The sequence below is a fragment of the Glaciecola sp. MF2-115 genome, assembly GCF_047250385.1.
In the GTDB taxonomy this organism is placed as follows: domain Bacteria; phylum Pseudomonadota; class Gammaproteobacteria; order Enterobacterales; family Alteromonadaceae; genus Glaciecola.
In genome coordinates, this window is the sequence record NZ_JBLBVM010000042.1 from 1 (window position 1) to 17,739 (window position 17,739).

Consider the following 17,739-nt stretch of genomic DNA (forward strand, 5'->3'; position numbering starts at 1 on the left):
AATCTCCTGCTTTGGCTTACCGCTTTATTATACTAAATACCATGGTGAACTTGGATCGGCTGCTAAGACTGTTTGATCATAAGAACAGCCTACTTAGTTCAAAAGGTGATCAAAACGGAGTTTTCACACAGGCTGGGCTCATTGCTGTCTGTCAAGCTTGATGAAGCTCTGTTCATCCTGATTGTCAGGGAGAATAATGACTAGCATTCATTGTTAATTTAAACTCTATTTTCCACGAGCGTAAATGTAGTGTCTGCCTCACCGTTTAATAGCACTGAACAGTCTCCCCAAGATTCTGGAATAGTCCATGTGTTGTTCGGTTTGAACTTATACACTGTCGTTTCAAGGTCGCAGCGAAGTTGTAGCTCATCGATATCACCTTTCACCTCAATGATGGAGAAAGTATTGTAAGTCAGCTTGTGATACCAAAAGTAGTTGTCTCGAATATAACCGGGTCTTGCGAGAGCCGCACCATCTTCCAGTAAACTTGTGACTTGCACCGCCACGACTTGCAGATCAGCAACTAAGGCTTCATCGGTCGAAGTATCCTTTGCTTTCTCAAACACTCTCAATGCACTTTTATATTGCTTAGTGTTGATATATAACTTAAACATACGCTCGAAAGCATAAGAACGGCGCTTTTCTTCCTGCCAATCGTTGCTCAAGAATGAATATGCATATCTAAACGAACGGGCTTCCAACAAGCTATCACCAATGGCAGCAGCATAGTCAGCCTCCAACATAGAGAAGTAAAAAGACTCATTGCGATTACGCTGCCCTTTCTGGTCAATTTCAGCAATTAGCTCTTTAACTTTTAGCAGGTCACCTTCATCAAGTGCTTTTTGCGCTTCGGTCAGGCGTTTTTTGAAACTTCGAGTTACTCCATTATTCCTATTGTCATCCAAACGAAAATCGAGTTGTATCCGATAATTCCCAGAATCAACTGGCTCTCCATTGCTGGTCGCTGGTACATACTTCCAACGCTTTAAAGCGATTTTACCTTCAAGTTCAAAGGCTCTTAAGCCGCTAGAATCTACCAGTTCAATGTCTTTTACACTTCCTTCACTGTCTACCGAAAAACTATAGGAAGCCCAACCTTCGTAGCCTTTGCGAGCGGCAGAGATTGGATATTTAGGTGGTACCTTGGTTTTTACTTCTGCTTCTTTATAAGAACTGAGTTGTTTTGAGAGCTCAGTACTCTTGATATTTACGGCCTGAGTAAGCGCATCTGTACCTGATTCTTGAGCGTTTAATAGGGTGGGTGACAGGAAAATAAAGGAACCGCAGACCAAAACTTTTTTATTGCTTCGCAAAGTACCGCGTGAAAGTCGTGTATTATTGGGCATATTACCATCCTTGATATTATTAATTTTGTAGCGTAAATCAGGGGTGCTTGTATAGATTTATAATATAATCAATACAATACAACGTTAAGAGTATAAGGAGAAATAACGCTATATGCTACCCATGTAACAGCTGTTTTTTTGACCAGGCTAGTTTGATTAAATGTCGAATTGTTGAAGTTTTGTGTGACGTGTTAGTCTTCAACATCATGCGCAGATAGGTCATTGCTATAGCAGTTTTCCCGTAAAGGTCCGCTTCCAAGAACAACAACTCAAAACTTCGAAATAACCGATTCTCTCTCTAAGGAGACCACCGCCTACGCGGTGGTGACGGGCAAGGGACTATGGAGACCACCGCCTACGCGGTGGTGATGGGCAAGGGACTAAGGAGACCACCGCCTGCGCGGTGGTGACGGGTAAGGGACTAAGGAGACCATTGCCTGCACGGTGGCGACGGGCAAGAGTCTGCCTAAAGAGACCACTCCAACCCAAAAATCACTCAACCGTAACCGACTTCGCCAAATTCCTAGGCTGATCAACATCCGTACCTTTGATTACTGCCACATAGTACGACAATAACTGTAAAGGTAAGGTATACACGATTGGTGCTATTGGTGCTTCACAATGCGGAACGTTGATAACGCGCATGGTTTCGTCACTTGCAAACTGAGCGTCTTTATCAGCAAACACATACATAATGCCACCGCGAGCACGCACTTCTTCAACATTCGATTTAAGCTTTTCAAGCAACTCGTTGTTTGGTGCAACTACAATTACTGGCATCTCATCGTCTATCAAAGCTAATGGACCATGCTTCAACTCGCCAGAGGCATAGGCTTCAGCGTGAATATAAGAAATTTCTTTTAGCTTCAATGCACCTTCCATTGCAATGGGGTATTGATCGCCGCGACCTAAGAATAAGCTGTGATTTTTATCTGCAAATTCTTCTGCTAAGTCTTCAATGCCTTTCGTTAGCGTTAATGTTTCTTCTAACTTACTTGGCAGGCTATGCAGGCCGTCGATAATGGCTTTTTTGTCTTCTGCAGAAATGCCGTTGTACTTACCTAATGCTAGGGTCAACATTAAGAAACCGGTTAACTGCGTAGTGAAAGCTTTGGTTGAAGCCACACCAATTTCAGCGCCAGCTAATGTCATGAACGCCATGTCTGATTCACGCACCAGTGATGAACCAGGCACGTTACAGATGGTTAAACTTGATTTGTAACCGTTCGCTTTAGCTAAACGAAGTGCCGCAAGCGTGTCAGCAGTCTCGCCCGACTGTGAAATGGTCACCAACAAACTGTTTGGATGAACGACTGATTTACGGTATCTAAATTCTGACGCAATTTCGACATTGCACGAAACGTTGGCATATTGCTCCAACCAATAACGTGCAGTCATGCCTGAATGGTAACTTGTTCCACATGCGATAATTTGCACGTGTTTTATGTCTTTAAGAATATCTTCTGAACCTGCGCCAAAGATGCCTTCCACAAGATCATGTTCACCTAAGCGATCTTGCAAAGTATTGCGCACAACACTTGGCTGTTCGTGAATTTCTTTAAGCATGTAGTGGCGGTAGCCGCCTTTATCGCCAGCGTCATGTTCTAATTCAGAATCAAACACTTCACGCTCAACTGCATCGCCATTGAGATCGTAAATAGAAACGGTAGTACGCGTAATTTCTGCGACATCGCCTTCTTCAAGGAAAATAAAGCGACGTGTAACGGGTAAAAGCGCCATTTGGTCTGAAGCGATGAAGTTTTCGCCTATACCTAAGCCAATCACTAAAGGGCTACCAGAGCGCGCTACAACAACGCGACTAGCATCTTCTTTGTCCATAATAACGGTGCCATAAGCGCCGTGGAATTGTTTAACGGAATCTTGTACTGCTTGCAGTAAGTCTTTCCCTTTTTTCACTTCTTCGTGAACGGTGTGTGCAATGGTTTCTGTATCTGTATCAGAACCGAACACATAACCTTTGGCTTGAAGATCTGCTCGAAGTACTTCGTAGTTTTCAATAATACCATTATGTACCACGGCAATTCTTTCATCTGAAAAGTGTGGATGAGCATTTTTTTGATTTACGCCGCCGTGCGTTGCCCAACGAGTATGTGCAATACCAGTAGATCCTAAAATCGGGTTTTCCACAAGGGCATCACTTAATGCCTTAACTTTACCCACTTGACGCTCGCGTCTTAAATTACCTTCGCCATCAAGTAAAGCAACACCCGCTGAATCATACCCGCGGTATTCAAGTCTGCGTAAACCTTCTAATAATATTTCTACTACGTTACGTTCGGCGATTGCGCCAACAATTCCACACATATTAATTTCCTAATTTGCCGTACACTAATACTCACTAGCTCTTTACGCTGGGGTAAGTTGTGTCATTTTTAATAATAAAGTTAATCAGTTACTTGAGCGCACATTACCGTTACGCCATGTTGTTCAATTTGTTTCTTGGCGTCTTTATCGAGGCCATCATCGGTCACTAATATGGATATTTGCGACCAAGGCAATTCCACATTAGGTATTTTTCTTTCTAATTTTTCTGACTCAGCCAACACAATCACTTGCTTCGACACCTCAGCCATTGTGCGACTCAATGAAGTCAGTTCATTGAATGTCGTTGAACCACGAGCAATATCTAAACCCGCCGCTCCTAAAAATGCTTGGTCAAAATTATAGGCCCGAAGCATGTTTTCTGCCATTTGACCTTGGAAAGAATGTGACTGTGCATCCCAAGTACCGCCAGTCATCAATACTTGAGGTTCATTCTCGCCTTCTAATAGGATGTTGGCGACGTTCAGAGAATTGGTCATTACCACTAAGCCAAGCTTCTTAGGCAAATGCGGCAGTAATGCTGACGTCGTGCTACCACCATCAATAATAATTCGATTGTGGTCTTGGATGAGCGTTGCAGCCAAAGCTGAAATGGCTAACTTTCGACTCGAAAGTTTTTCGCTTGATAATTCGGATGAATCCTTAGGAAGAAGAACGGCACCACCAAACTTGCGCAGAAGTAGCCCGCTGTTTTCAAGTTCAGCTAAGTCTTTGCGAATAGTGACTTCTGACGTTGAAAAGCGTTTAGAAAGCTTATCTACAGCCACTTCACCATGCTCATTCAGTGCTTCAATGATCGCACGACGGCGCTGTTGAGTGTTTCTTTTCTGCAAAATCGAAAGCCCTAAGTTTCAAATCGAAACACATTATATGTTTTTAGTTTCGTTTTGCAAGTTTACGATTATAAATCGTGCAAATTAACGAGACTATTATTCGTTCAAAGATAGCTTAGTTTGCGAAATGAAAGGTACGACATGCTGCAATCAAGTATTACAGCAGATACGAAAAGCCCCCAATAAGATTTTGATATTGAGGGCTTTTATCATGTTGATGAAAACATGAGGGCTTAAGCTTGGACTTTAGCTTGGACTTTAGCTAGCTTTGGCTAGTTAGTCTCAATGCTATTTTTTCTTTGGTCTTTCCCAACCTGCGATAACACGTTGCTTTCCTCTAGCGATAGCTAGCTCTTCCGCATTCACGTCTTTGGTGACCACTGAGCCAGCGCCAATCGTCGCATTCTCACCGATACTAACAGGGGCAACTAGCGAGCTATTGCTGCCAACAAACACGCCATCACCAATAATGGTTTTGAATTTGTTCACACCGTCATAGTTACAAGTGATCGTGCCTGCACCAACGTTAACGCCTTTACCAATTTGAGCATCGCCAACATAGGTAAGGTGATTTACTTTCGAGCCTTCACCAATAACCGATTTCTTCACTTCACAGAAATTGCCGACTTTTGCGCCATTATGTAATTCAGCGCCTGGACGCAATCTTGCGTATGGACCAACATTACAATTTTCAGCAACAACTGAATCTTCGACCAACGAGAACGCCTCAATTCGGCTACCTTTGCCAATTTTACAATTCTTTAAAACACAGTTAGGACCAATAACAACGTTGTCCGCTATTTCAACATCACCCTCAAAAATGGCGTTGATATCAATACTCACATCTTGCCCAACAGTCAGATTGCCGCGCACATCAATACGACGAGGATCAGCTAAACTCACACCTGCTGTCATCAAGGCTTCAGCATTACGGAATTGATAAGCAGATTCTAAAGACGACAATTGAACCCGGTTATTTACGCCCTCTACTTCACGCTCCCAAACTGGATGCGCAGCACGAATGCTTTTGCCTTCTTTGGCTGCCATTTCAATCACATCAGTCAGGTAATATTCACCTTGAGCATTGTCGTTTGATAAATCGCCCAACCAACGCTTCAAGTCTTTGCCAGACATCAACATCATGCCAGTGTTAATTTCAGTAATTTCACGTTGTGCATCGGTGGCATCTTTGTGTTCGACAATCGCTGTTATGTTGTCGCCGTCACGAATGATTCGCCCCATGCCAGTCGGATCATCTAAATGCACTGTTAATAAGGCCAAGTCGGCTTGCGCTTTTGCATCGACTAAGCGGCGCAGAGTCTCGCTGCTGATAAGAGGCGCATCACCCACAAGGATCATGACATCGTCGTTATCTTGAATATGATCTGCAGCCTGTTGAACTGCATGGCCTGTGCCTAGTTGTTCTGCTTGTAAACACCAATTTACTTTGTGATGTCCAAGCGCTTTTTCGAGTAAGTCAGCTCCATGTCCATAGACCAAGTTAATGCTGCCACAATCGAGCTGTTTCGCCGCATCAATAATATGTTCGACCATCGGTTTACCAGCAATTGGGTGCAATACTTTGGGTAACGATGATTTCATTCTTGTTCCCTTGCCCGCAGCAAGGATGATAACGCTCAGTGACATAGATTTTTCCTTTCTAATTTGTTGCGTAGTGTAACTAACTGAAAACCGCTTGTCAGTAGACTTTGCTCATTAATTACCCTATCATTGCAAGCAAATAACAGGATGTTGAATAACGCTATAATAATGAATATTTTTCGAACACTTCACCGCAGTATCTTAGTTTTGTTTGCTATTGTGGTTGTCTCAATTGTCACGCTAATTCATTTCAGTATGACTAAAATAGTTGCCGAACAAAGTCGCTCTCATCAAGCGTCTCTCTCGCCAGCTGTCAAACTCGTTGTCGATCAAGTAATTGAACCCCTACATATTGCTGAAACGCTAAGTAAATCCAAAGAGCTAAACGAAATCATGCAATTGTCGTCCGCGAATGATGGCAGGTTTGATGAATCACAGATATTTGCCACACTCAGTCGCTTAGAACAAGAGTTTCAAATGGGCTTCTTCGTTGCTTTAGAAAAGCAGCGCATGCAATACAATTCCGATGGAACAACAATTCGATTACTTGAAGATGAAGTAAACTGGTACTTTAAGTATCGTGATACTCCAGAGAAATCGGTTGGCGATATCGGTAAATGGGAAGACACTCATTTCTACATTGATATAAAAATATATGACCGAAACGGAGACTTTATCGGCTTCTTTGGTGTCGCAAAAAGTTTAGCTGAGTTCATTAAAGTCTTTGAAACACATAAAGCCACCTATGGGCATGATTTCATTTTTGTTGACCCTACCGGCACGATAATGCTGAGTTCCGATCCTGCGCTGAATGCTAGCAAGTCGAACTTTAATAACCTGAAAGATCTCGCTTGGTATCAAAGCGCCACAAAGGAAGTTGGACTTGATGCAGATGAGGCTTTATCAGCTCAAGCACCTGTCGCGGAAATTAATAACCAGTTAGTCAATATCAATGAACAAGACATTCTAATTGCTCAGGTCAACCTTGATCTGTTCAATTGGACAATGTTGCTTATGTCACCACTAAACGAGCAACAAACTGAAATTAGTAGTGCTTTCATGTTTTCTGCTATTACCGTACTCGTGGTCATATTTCTTCTGTTCTTAATCATTTATAACTTGCTCTACTATTTCCGCAAAGACATGCAACATGAAGGTATCGTTTTACCCTATTGTAAAATGCAGTCGGATGAGAAAATTAAGTATATCGTCGATACTGGAGCCTATAGAAACGATGCGTTTTTAGTACTTGTTCAGTTGAACGACTTTTATAAAAGGCCAGTTTCCGAGAAAAACCTTCCCCTATTGGCAAGCTTAGGAACAAAAATATCCGAATATTTATTAGAGTCCGTTGGGAAATTCACGACAGACGGTGAGTTTGGAAAGGTGAATGAAAGTCAGTGGTTGATTTTAGTGCAAGGAACAAATTCAGACGATGCCACTCAATTTATGGAAAATATTCGTCATGGTTTAGCCACCATCCAGACAGATTGTAGAAAGCATCAGGCGCTTCTTAAATTTTCTATGTGCAAAGTGAAACTAGGTGAGCAAGATAGTTTTGTATCTGCCATTATGCGTTTGAAACCTGCATTAGACAATTTGACTACATCCGATATCGAGCGCAAGGTCGTCGACTTTTAAGAGTGTTTAAAGCGAGCTATACGCTCGCTTTAAATCGTCGACGCTTTAAAATGCCCGTAGTTATCATCAAACCAACAATGATCATACTTCCACCGACAATGGCATAGGTTGATAACACTTCGCCTAGTACGATCATTCCCCACAAAATTCCGAACAACGGCACTAAGTAACCAACCGTCATTGCGTATGATGCCCCCACTTTGGAAATGAGGTCAAAGTACATAATGTAAGCCACGCCAGTACAAACCACTGCGAGCACTAATGCGGCACCCCAAGTCGCAGCATCAGGGTTCACACTTGGCCATGTATATAGCGCGAATGGAAATAACAACAAAGATGCGAACACCTGACTGCCTGCTGCAATCGCAAATGGCTTTACGCCACTTAGGTGTTTTTTCATGAAGCAAGCGGCTATGCCGTAACAGCAAGTTGCCCCTAATGCCGTTAGCACTGGCAGCAGCGTGACCGGGCTAACGGAATGGGTATCTTGACTAATGACCACCACACCTAAAAAGCCCAAAAAGATACCGATAACGCCATGAACACCAATACGCTCTTGCAAATAGAAATAAGCAATCAGAGCTCCAAACATCGGCGCGGTAGCATTTAATATTGAGGTTAAGCCCGCATCTAGATGCAAGCTAGTGTATGAAAACAGTGAGAATGGAATAGCCGTATTAATTGCTCCTACAAACAGAAGCTTCAGCCAATTTGCCGATAGATCCGCCCATTGACGAGTAAAATAAACTACCGGCAGCAAACATACCGCCGCCAAGAAAGTTCTTACTTCAACCAGTGCGAATACGCCAAAGGCAGGCACAGCCTGTTTCATCAGCATGAAAGATGCGCCCCAAATTGCCCCCAAAAATAGTAATTCAATTAAGTGAGAAGTTTTCAATATCGTCCTTTGCTTCAAGCGCTAATAAATAAGTTTTACGTGGTAAACCACCTGCGTAGCCAGTAAGTTTTCCTGTGCTTCCAATAATACGATGGCAAGGAATAACAATTGGAATTGGGTTTTTTCCATTCGCTGCTCCAACCGCTCTACATGCTTTTCTGTTCCCAAGCGCGATAGCAATATCTAAGTAACTAGCGGTTTCTCCGTATGGGATCTTAGTAAGTGCTTTCCATACGTTTTGCTGAAAATCAGTGCCATCTGGCTGTAGAGGCAAATCGAAGCTATCTCGCTGCCGTGCAATGTATTCCGATAATTGCTTCGCTGCAAGTTTTGATATCTTATTTTCGTTGGGGCTTGGATGTGTATCAGTAAAATCAATAGCTTTCACTGCTTCATCCGTTGCAAATACTGTAAGAAACCCATGCTCCGTGGCAACAACACTTTTAAACAAATGTTGATACTGCGGATAACGCGTCGATTCTATATTCATACTAGTCGTCCTTTTTCACGATAAATAACATCCTAAGTTCTCATGCTCATAACTTATATAATGGCATTGGTTTAAGTCCATTAGATAAATTCCATAAGCTCAGTGTTAAGTAGCTTCGCCAAGGTGCGGCGAGTTCATCGTTTATGTGTATTTGTTCATCTGCTAATTTCTTCACTTGGTTTTTCACTACCAAATCTGTCGCTAAAAAAATGTCTGGCGAATCGCTGTTGCGCATATTCACATAATTGACTGTCCAAGCACCAATCCCTTTAATTTGTAACCACTCCTCTACCGACACATTTGGATTCGATAACATGAATTGTGCAAAGGCCTTAAGCGTTGCTTTGCGGGCATTTGGCATTTTTAGAAACGATAGATCGGCTTCTGCCACTTGCTTGGGCCTTACAAATGGGCTGAGTAGTAGTTCGTTGTTTAGTAGGTCGTTGTTTAGTGGTCCATTCTTTAATGGTTCATTTTCCAGAGGTTCACCGCTAAGCGTCTCTTGCAATAAATTCAGCTGTCCAATCGCTGCTTTCACTGTCACTTGCTGACCGACTATTGCTCGACACCCGGCCTCAAACCGATCGACAATCCCTGGCAGTCGCAAACCGTTCAAGATATGGGAGGACGGCATGCCCGCTTCTTGTAGTGATTCATAAATTGCTAAAGGCTCACAATTCAAATCCAGCATTTTTTGAACCGACGCTATACTGTCTTTTAATAAGTTTAAATTACTGAGTATAAAAGTAACTTCAAATCGATGCTTCTCTGCTTGATGCCTTGCTTGAAAGAAAACTGTATCGCCACCTAAACGAAGCACTTTGCTGATACTGTCTTCTTCCACCTTTTCATTCGATTGAATTTCTCGTAGTTTGAAAAAGTCACGAATGTGCTGCCATTGATAAGGTGGTCGATACGATAAATAGACTTTCACACTGCTGCCCTCAATCGCTGTCGTCGTTTTATTTGCACGGCGAATCTGACTGGGTGTTAGCCCTGTATTCAACTTCATGTGGTGTTGTAATGGTTTTGCCGCACTGAAGCCACAAGCTTGCGCCACATGCTCTATAGGAAGGTTTGATTCATGCAGTAATTGCTTGGCGAAAAGTAGACGGCAGAGTAACTGGTAGCGTTTCGGTGAAACCTGTAAATGCTGCTCGAATAATTTCGTAAAATAACGCGTGCTGATACCCAGCTTCTCGGCAATTTCAGCGATACTCAATGAAAGGTTGGCACCGAGTAGCTTTATGCCACGCTCTACTGTCGTTTCAACACCCTTCCATGCACATGAGCCTGGCGCACTATCAGGTCGGCACATTAAACAAGGTCGAAAGCCTTCACTCATCGCTTTCACTGCACTCTCATAATAAGTGACGTTCTTCTCTATAGGCATGCGTGCTTTGCAAATTGGGCGACAAAATATTCCGGTGCTTTTTACGCCGACAAAAAATAAACCATCGAAACGAGGATCTCGAGTGGCTCTAGCTTTTTGAACGGTTGAAAGCGATAAGTTTAGCATTGTGTTGATGGCCTGTAATAATAAGAATGAAGCGTTTTACATTAAATAATCTGATCGTAGTTTAAACCTTATTTAAATATAAACACGTTGTTTTCGGAACAAGTCATTAGATGTGAGAAGCTAAAAGTTCAAAAACTGAACTTTAGTTGAATTGTCGTGGCCATTTAGCAGATAATAGCCATTCAATAATAAGAAAAGTGGTCTATTTTGCAATTCATGAAAGCGCCAGTTTGCGCAGCTGTTTTACTTTTTCTTGTCAGTCCTATGCTTCTAGCTGAAACATGGGTTGATGACTTTACGAAAGAAATCAAAGCGGCGGCAAAGAAGAAAAATGTTCCGGGGCTCGCCTTTATAAGGGTGGCACCCAATCAAGAAACTCGTTTTGAATTCTTTGGTAAAACAGAAAAGTCTGGCACAGCAATCGACAAAGAGACTGTTTTTCGTTTAGCTTCGGTATCGAAAACCTTTACAGCCGTTTTTATGGCCCAGCAAGTACGTGATAAAAAGCTAACATGGCAGAATTCACTGCAAGAACTTGTACCTGATTACAAATTCGATAACTTCAGCGATACTCCTATTTTATTGCAACACCTTATTGGGCAATCGACGGGTTTTATTCCCAATGCTTATGACAATTTAATTGAGGCAAATTACAAGCTGCCACGTGTTCTAAAACACCTAGAGAAACTCGATTCATTATGTAAGCCCGGTATTTGTTATACGTATCAGAATACTTTTTTTGGTGTTCTTGAAGAATACTACCGCCTGCAAAAAACGACCTTCGCGAAAGAAATCACCGATAATATTATTACCCCCTTGAATATGCCAACTGCCAGTGTTGGAAGAAAAGCACTGATGGCATCTAAGAAGTGGGCCAAACCTCATGCCGCAATCGATAAAGACAAATGGGTAAGCGTTCGCGTCAAAGATAACTATTACAAGTATTCCCCTGCGGCTGGTGTGAATGCAAGCGCCGCTGATATGGAAATTTGGTTAAAAGCGATGCTCTTAGAATACCCTGAAGTGATTGATCAGAGCATGCTCGATACACTGACTGAAACACGAGTAAAAACTAAACGAGAGTTGTATCGCAGAGAGTGGCGTAAGCAGCTTAAAGATGCCCATTATGGCCTAGGTTGGCGCATATACAATATCGATGATATTGAGATTATTTACCATGGTGGATGGGTGCAAGGTTATCGTGCTGATGTGGCATTTTCGCCGGAACTAGGTGTCGGTTACGCACTTTTAATGAACGCAGAGTCTAATCTGATAAATGAAATAACTGCAAAGTTTTGGAAGAAGCAAATTGAAGCTTATCAGGTGGCTCAATTAGCTACATTGAAATAACAAAAAAGTGCCTTCTGAAATGAAATAAGCCCCGAAAGTTAGATAATACCTTCGGGGCTTTTTTATGATTAAATCGAAATACTCTCACCTCTTTAAAAGAAGATTAGCAAAGCTTCGACTACGAAGATTTAACTAAGCCGCACTCATTGAGCAATTCCGGCTGAGCAGCTCCAACTAAGCAGTTTCAACTAAGAAGTTTTAAGGTAAGTATAACCTTTCAAACAACTCTCATAGAAATCGGTCCATTTCACGCCTTCACGAGGCTTTATTTGACCATTAGCTACTTCTTTATCTATCTGACGTTTTACATCAATTGCCATTGCACTTGGATGGTATTGCATAATCGAAAGAACATCTTGTACTGACGAACCGGCAACAAACTCTTCAATGTAAAAATCCTCTGGATCATCATCATCACTGAAAATATGCACTTCATTTACTCGTCCAAACAAGTTGTGCATATCACCCATTACATCTTGGTAAGCACCTGTTAGAAACAAACCTAAGTGTGCTTTCTGTCCTGGCTCAAGTGAGCGAATAGGAAAGATGTTTTGTAGCTGGCGGTCAACGATGAACTGGTCAATCTTGCCATCACTGTCACAGGTAATATCAACTAACGAACAGTTAATATCAGGCTCTTTATCCATTCCCGTTAGTGGCACAACAGGTAATAATTGATCAATTGCCCATGTATCTGCCGCAGATTGGAAAATCGAGAAATTACATAAGTATTGCGACGACAAGCTAAAGTCCAGATGCTGTAGACCTTCTGGTACAAACTCTTCATCACGATAGGCAACTTGCAAACGACGCATAATTTCCCAATACAGAGTTTCGATTTTGCCTAATTCTTCTAAAGACACGACGCGTAATTTGAAAGCGCTAACAGCCTTCTCTTTCCATTCCGAGGCGTCATTGTATACTTCCTGAAGGTTAACCTCAGGACTCCAATATTCAATAATTTCACGCATATTCTTCAATAGTACGTGTTCATTCTCTACTTTTGAAGTATCAAGCGAAGCGCCATCAGCTTTGATTTCACCAACAATCTCTGTCACGACGCAGCTATGATGCGCAGTAATCGCGCGGCCACTTTCTGTTACTAAATTTGGGTGTGGTACGCCTTCAAGATCACAAACTTCTCGCATGCCGTAAACAACGTCAGCGACATACTCATTCAAGCTATAGTTGCGTGAGGAATCATTAGTCGACTTACTGCCGTCATAATCGATACCCAAACCACCGCCAACGTCCACGTATTCTAATGCGAAGCCCATTTTATGCAGTTCAGCATAAATACGCGCGCCTTCGTTCACCGCATCTTTAATTGCGCGAATATCTGTTAACTGAGAGCCGATATGGAAATGCAGTAATTTTAATGTGTGCCCCATGTCTTCTTTCTCAAGAAGCCTAGCTGCATTAATAATTTCAGGGATAGTAAGTCCAAACTTAGCTCTATCTCCACTGGAACCCTGCCACTTACCTTTACCTAGAGCGCTCATTTTAGAACGTAAGCCGATTATAGGTTCAATGTTAAGTTCTTTAGAAATCTTAATAAGCAAAGTTAGTTCTGAGAATTTCTCAATAACCACCACTACTTTTCTACCTAGCTTTCTGCCAAGTAGGGATAAACGAATAAACTCTTCATCTTTGTAACCATTCAAAATGGTCAAGGAATTTGGATTTGTGTTGTATGCAAGCACCGCTAAAAGTTCAGATTTTGAGCCTGCTTCAAGCCCATAGTCATAGGGTGCCCCAGCATCGACAATTTCTTCAACCACTTCGCGCATTTGGTTTACTTTAATTGGATACACACCATTATACTGACCTTGGTACTTTGCTTGTTCGATAACTTGATTAAAACATTCATTAATACCCACAACTTGTGAGCGCAGAATGTCATGAAAACGAATAACAACCGGGAACTGAATTCCTTCTTGTGTGATCTCATCAACCACTGACTTAAAGTCAATGCGCATATTATCGTTTTTGGGATCTGGAGAAACGTGGATGTTGCCGTTCTCGCCAATCTTAAAATAGCCGCCACCCCAACTAGACACGCCATAGATGCGCTCAGCTTCTTCAATAGACCATTCAACTTTATTTGTTGTCATACCAGCGTCCCCGCATCAAACCCACAATAAACACTAAGAAATTCCGAACCCTAAATTGAGTAGGGCGCGTATTATAGTCAAGTTTTGCTGGGTTACTAATTGTTTTGTATTTTTTCAGCTTTTTTTGTTAGTGTAATCTCACTAATAGATATTAACAAAATTGCAACAAAAACATAAATATTGCCAACATACCGTAATAGTAAAGGGTCCGTTTTGCAAAATGCACCTTTTAGTCGTCATTACTTAACCTAACTATTTAATTTTTTTGGTTTGAGTATTTATATATGGGTAGCGCATTACATCAAGAAGACAAGGACGAATCGGGAAGCTTTAGGGTACTCGTAGTTGACGAAAACCAATTGGACATGAAACTCTATGAGAGTGGTTTAGGAGACAATTTTGACGTGTCCTTTTCACAAGATGTTCATACCGCTTGGGAATTGCTTAATAGTGCCCCGCTGCCCGATGCGATAATTGTGGACGTCATTAAGCAAGATGAAGACGGCTTAGAACTGTGTAACCGCATGAAAGAAACTCAATTTATTCAGGACGTACCCATCATTTTCGTTGCGGCATCAAAAAGTAACTCGGTGAGATCGAGAGCCTTTGACCTTGGCGGCGCAGACTTCATCGAAAAGCCTTTACTAATGAATGAACTTGTCGCCCGATTACGACGACACATAGCGCTTTATCGTAAAACTAAAAAGCTCGAATCGTTGATTTATATCGATCCACTCACCCATCTGCCAAACGCCGCCAAGTTTCAGGAGGTGTTGAAAATTGAATGGGCTCGCTGTGCAAGATATTGGCATCATTTAACTTTGCTAGTAATCCGTATTGATAATCTTGATTTCATTAGAGATCTCGGTGGCAGTGACAAGTATTTTTCGACGATTGCAGGAATAGCAGAAGGTCTAACATCCGCTGGCAATCGCCCAGGTGATTTAGTTGCTACCTTAACCAACGACAAGTTTGCTGTTCTGCTATCGGATTGTGGGCATGAAGGAGCAAAACTGAAAGCTAAGCAAATTATGGCCAAATTCGATAATGACGAGTTAGGCAGCTCTGGTATTCATCTAAACAGCACCGTTGGCTATGCTGTGGCAGCACCCGCTGGCGGTGGTACGCCTGATGCACTCTATCGTGAAGTTGATAATTTGATGCTTGAAGCACAGAAATGTGGCGAAATCTATGCGGTAAAAGGCATTATCGGTGTTGACGAATAGTTTCGCCAAATAGCTGAAAGTACCTACTTTTGAGTAGCATTTTACCTACTCAGTGCTATACACAAATTGCAGGTCTTCGCGTAAATTAGTGAACATCATTTTCTTCCATTTAGGTTTATAAAGCATGATTTCAATGTTCAGTGATTTGCTCGAAATGTCGGGTGAGCAACCCGATCCACAGCGACTGCTTTTTCTGTTTGCTGCAGCGGACCCAACCAACAAAAGCGCGAAAAGAGAAGACAAGAAAGGTACTATTGAACCAACAATGGTTGTAGATAAGCTACCTAGCGAAGTGCCAAGTTTTGAAGCCCTCATAAAAGAGGCCGATAGCATCAACAAGAAGTGGGACTTTGTTTTCATCGCTAGCCTTTCTGGTCAAAATAAACAGCCACCTTCGAGCGAAGATGCAGAACCGTTCTTAGATCAAATGACGGACGATGTTATGACAGGTAAAAATATTCGTCGTTACGTGGTGTTTGACCGCAAAGAAAACCCAATCGAATTGCTAGCCAGCTAATTCGTCGAATAGAGCAGTCAAATGTCCTTTAACTGCTCTAATTCCTCTAATTCCTCTAATTCCTCTACAAGACAAGTATTCAACTCTTGGTAGAGAATAACACCACCACTATAATCAACATGAAAATCCAGAACGCCGACATAAGCTGCCAGAACATTAAGCCTTTACTGTTTTGAATAACGGGATCATCTTGCAAGAACTCAGGATTAGGCGCAGTAACATCCCTTACAAATTCAGATAATTGACGATAGCGATTAGGTAAGTGCAATGAAACACCTTTCTCAATTGCCCTATCGAACCAAAGCGGAATAATTGGGTTATAAGTGGATGCCGGAATATATCTCAATTTGTCAAAATCGCCACTTGTAACACATTGTTCTATTTTTTCGCTATAGGGTAACTTCCCAGTAAACAATTCATAAGTAATGGTAGCGAGCGCGTAGATGTCGCCCTGAACGCCCGTATTCTTACCCTGTAAATAATAAGGGTCGGAATAGGTGGCTGTGCCTAAAGCGCCTAAATGCTCGATAGGCGTAAATATCTCCGCAATGCCCGCAACAAACACTGAACCAAAATCAATTACCTTAATATTCAAGTTCTCATCGATCATAATATTGGCGGGCTTTAGATCTTGATGAATAGTTTCCGAAGCATGAAAAGCTGCTAAAGCTTTCGCGACTTGCTTAACGATACCAATCGCCTTTTTCGGTGTTGGTAATGGGTTTTGTAACATCCATTTGTCGAGTGAAATACCGGGCACGAGCTCCATGAGGTAATACAAAAAAGTTCGAGGCCTGTTCTGCGTCACAATATTCACCGTGAACTCACTTTTTATGCGCTTGCCAATCCATTCTTCTTGAATAAAGCGGTCGATGTAATGCACGTCATCCTGAAAGTTAATCGAGGGCGTTTTCATGACCAAATTTTTGCCCGATTCCTTATCATTCACTAAATACACTTGGCTACGGCTGCTAGCAAAGAGCTCTTTTACAACCTCAAATCCGTCAATCTTCATACCAGGTTCAAGATCGGGCGGAAAAGGCAGGCGAGTTAATTTAGAATTGAAGTCGTCGCGATTCTCCTGAGGGAGTTCATTAATTTTGCACAGCAAACAAGTGATGTTGTCGTCGCTTTTGTTTGCCGTTGCGTGTTCGACAAGTTGCTCACAGGCATCTTGTACTGAAGGGCTGGTATTCACTATTTGGAGAATTTCATCATCACTCATGAAATCGTGAATACCATCGGTTGTTAGCAGTAATATATCATCCTGATTTAGGCTTATTTTGCCAAAATCGATTTGCAGTATATTGTCCATACCAACCGCTCTGGACAAAATATTCTTTCCGCCGCCGATATTCACCGCATGATCACGAGTTACCTGTTTTATTTGTATTTTCTGCTCTTCATTCTTGAAGATATGATAAATTCTCGAATCGCCCGCATGGAAAAAATAGGCGGTTCTCGACTTAATGACAACACCGCTAAATGTGCACAAATAGCCTTTTTCTTGTTGCAGAAACTCATGGCTCTTTTTAAATAAATTGAGATTGATTGATGAAAGTGTTTTTTGACCAGCCTGCTTAACAGACCACGTATCTGGCGTTTTAAAGTATTCTTCTATAAATTGCGTAACGGCATAATGGCTTGCTTCTTTTCCCGCTTCAGCACTGCTCACTCCGTCGGCGATCATTAAACCAATGCCTTTGTTAATAAGAGCGTGATTATGTTGAGGAACAAAAGCATGCACCGCATCTTCATTCACCGCTTTTTTTCCTGCGATGGAATGCTGCGCGATATCTACTGTGATTGAAGCAGCAGTTGTCTCTATCGTTAATTCAGAGTTTGTGGACAAAGGGCTTA

At 42.0% G+C, this 17,739-nt stretch carries 13 protein-coding genes; 4 read left to right on the forward strand and 9 right to left on the reverse strand.

Annotation, left to right across the window (positions count from 1 at the left end):
* Positions 1-218 precede the first annotated feature (218 nt).
* From ACKLNX_RS04570 to glmU, 4 genes are all read right to left on the reverse strand, one after another.
* Positions 219-1,346 carry an energy transducer TonB gene (locus ACKLNX_RS04570; protein ID WP_412971401.1) on the reverse strand — a complete coding sequence of 376 codons (1,128 nt, stop codon included), beginning with the start codon at positions 1,344-1,346 and terminating at the stop codon, positions 219-221.
* A gap of 492 nt (positions 1,347-1,838) precedes the next feature.
* Positions 1,839-3,671, reverse strand: a complete 1,833-nt coding sequence (glmS, locus tag ACKLNX_RS04575) for a glutamine--fructose-6-phosphate transaminase (isomerizing) (protein ID WP_412971402.1) — start codon at positions 3,669-3,671, stop codon at positions 1,839-1,841.
* Between the two features lie 80 nt (positions 3,672-3,751).
* Complete coding sequence (locus ACKLNX_RS04580; protein ID WP_411694367.1) at positions 3,752-4,522, reverse strand: DeoR/GlpR family DNA-binding transcription regulator; 771 nt, start codon at positions 4,520-4,522, stop codon at positions 3,752-3,754.
* A 288-nt stretch (positions 4,523-4,810) separates the two neighbouring features.
* Positions 4,811-6,169: a bifunctional UDP-N-acetylglucosamine diphosphorylase/glucosamine-1-phosphate N-acetyltransferase GlmU gene (glmU, locus tag ACKLNX_RS04585; protein ID WP_411694366.1), complete on the reverse strand. Its 1,359-nt coding sequence runs from the start codon at positions 6,167-6,169 to the stop codon at positions 4,811-4,813.
* Between the two features lie 123 nt (positions 6,170-6,292).
* Between glmU and ACKLNX_RS04590 the strand changes: the two genes are divergently transcribed.
* Positions 6,293-7,765 (forward strand): diguanylate cyclase, encoded by a 1,473-nt coding sequence (locus ACKLNX_RS04590; RefSeq protein WP_412971403.1) that lies wholly within the window; start codon positions 6,293-6,295, stop codon positions 7,763-7,765.
* A gap of 16 nt (positions 7,766-7,781) precedes the next feature.
* On the opposite strand, the gene ACKLNX_RS04595 is transcribed toward ACKLNX_RS04590, so the two are convergent.
* Genes ACKLNX_RS04595 through ACKLNX_RS04605 form a run of 3 tightly spaced genes read right to left on the reverse strand, consistent with a single transcriptional unit; the run spans position 7,782 to position 10,672 of the window.
* Positions 7,782-8,663, reverse strand: coding sequence for a DMT family transporter (locus tag ACKLNX_RS04595; RefSeq protein ID WP_412971404.1), 882 nt, complete (start codon positions 8,661-8,663; stop codon positions 7,782-7,784).
* Entirely contained in the window at positions 8,641-9,153 is a 513-nt protein-coding gene (locus tag ACKLNX_RS04600) for a methylated-DNA--[protein]-cysteine S-methyltransferase (protein WP_412971405.1), read from the reverse strand. The genes ACKLNX_RS04595 and ACKLNX_RS04600 overlap by 23 nt, the downstream gene beginning before the upstream one ends.
* 46 nt (positions 9,154-9,199) lie before the next feature.
* Complete coding sequence (locus ACKLNX_RS04605; protein ID WP_412971406.1) at positions 9,200-10,672, reverse strand: Ada metal-binding domain-containing protein; 1,473 nt, start codon at positions 10,670-10,672, stop codon at positions 9,200-9,202.
* A 216-nt stretch (positions 10,673-10,888) separates the two neighbouring features.
* Here ACKLNX_RS04605 and ACKLNX_RS04610 point away from each other — a divergent pair, with 216 nt between their 5' ends.
* Positions 10,889-12,022 (forward strand): serine hydrolase domain-containing protein, encoded by a 1,134-nt coding sequence (locus ACKLNX_RS04610; RefSeq protein WP_412971469.1) that lies wholly within the window; start codon positions 10,889-10,891, stop codon positions 12,020-12,022.
* A 188-nt stretch (positions 12,023-12,210) separates the two neighbouring features.
* On the opposite strand, the gene speA is transcribed toward ACKLNX_RS04610, so the two are convergent.
* The gene (gene speA / locus ACKLNX_RS04615) at positions 12,211-14,136 is read right to left on the reverse strand and encodes a biosynthetic arginine decarboxylase (RefSeq protein ID WP_411694361.1); all 1,926 of its coding nucleotides are present in this window, start codon (positions 14,134-14,136) and stop codon (positions 12,211-12,213) included.
* 284 nt (positions 14,137-14,420) lie between these two features.
* Here speA and ACKLNX_RS04620 point away from each other — a divergent pair, with 284 nt between their 5' ends.
* Both ACKLNX_RS04620 and ACKLNX_RS04625 read left to right on the forward strand, forming a co-directional pair.
* Positions 14,421-15,362 carry a diguanylate cyclase domain-containing protein gene (locus ACKLNX_RS04620; RefSeq protein WP_412971407.1) on the forward strand — a complete coding sequence of 314 codons (942 nt, stop codon included), beginning with the start codon at positions 14,421-14,423 and terminating at the stop codon, positions 15,360-15,362.
* A 124-nt stretch (positions 15,363-15,486) separates the two neighbouring features.
* Positions 15,487-15,879: a ribonucleotide reductase subunit alpha gene (locus ACKLNX_RS04625; protein WP_412971408.1), complete on the forward strand. Its 393-nt coding sequence runs from the start codon at positions 15,487-15,489 to the stop codon at positions 15,877-15,879.
* A 79-nt stretch (positions 15,880-15,958) separates the two neighbouring features.
* Here ACKLNX_RS04625 and ACKLNX_RS04630 read toward each other — a convergent pair whose 3' ends face one another.
* Positions 15,959-17,731, reverse strand: a complete 1,773-nt coding sequence (locus ACKLNX_RS04630) for a protein kinase domain-containing protein (protein ID WP_412971409.1) — start codon at positions 17,729-17,731, stop codon at positions 15,959-15,961.
* Positions 17,732-17,739: the final 8 nt, after the last annotated feature.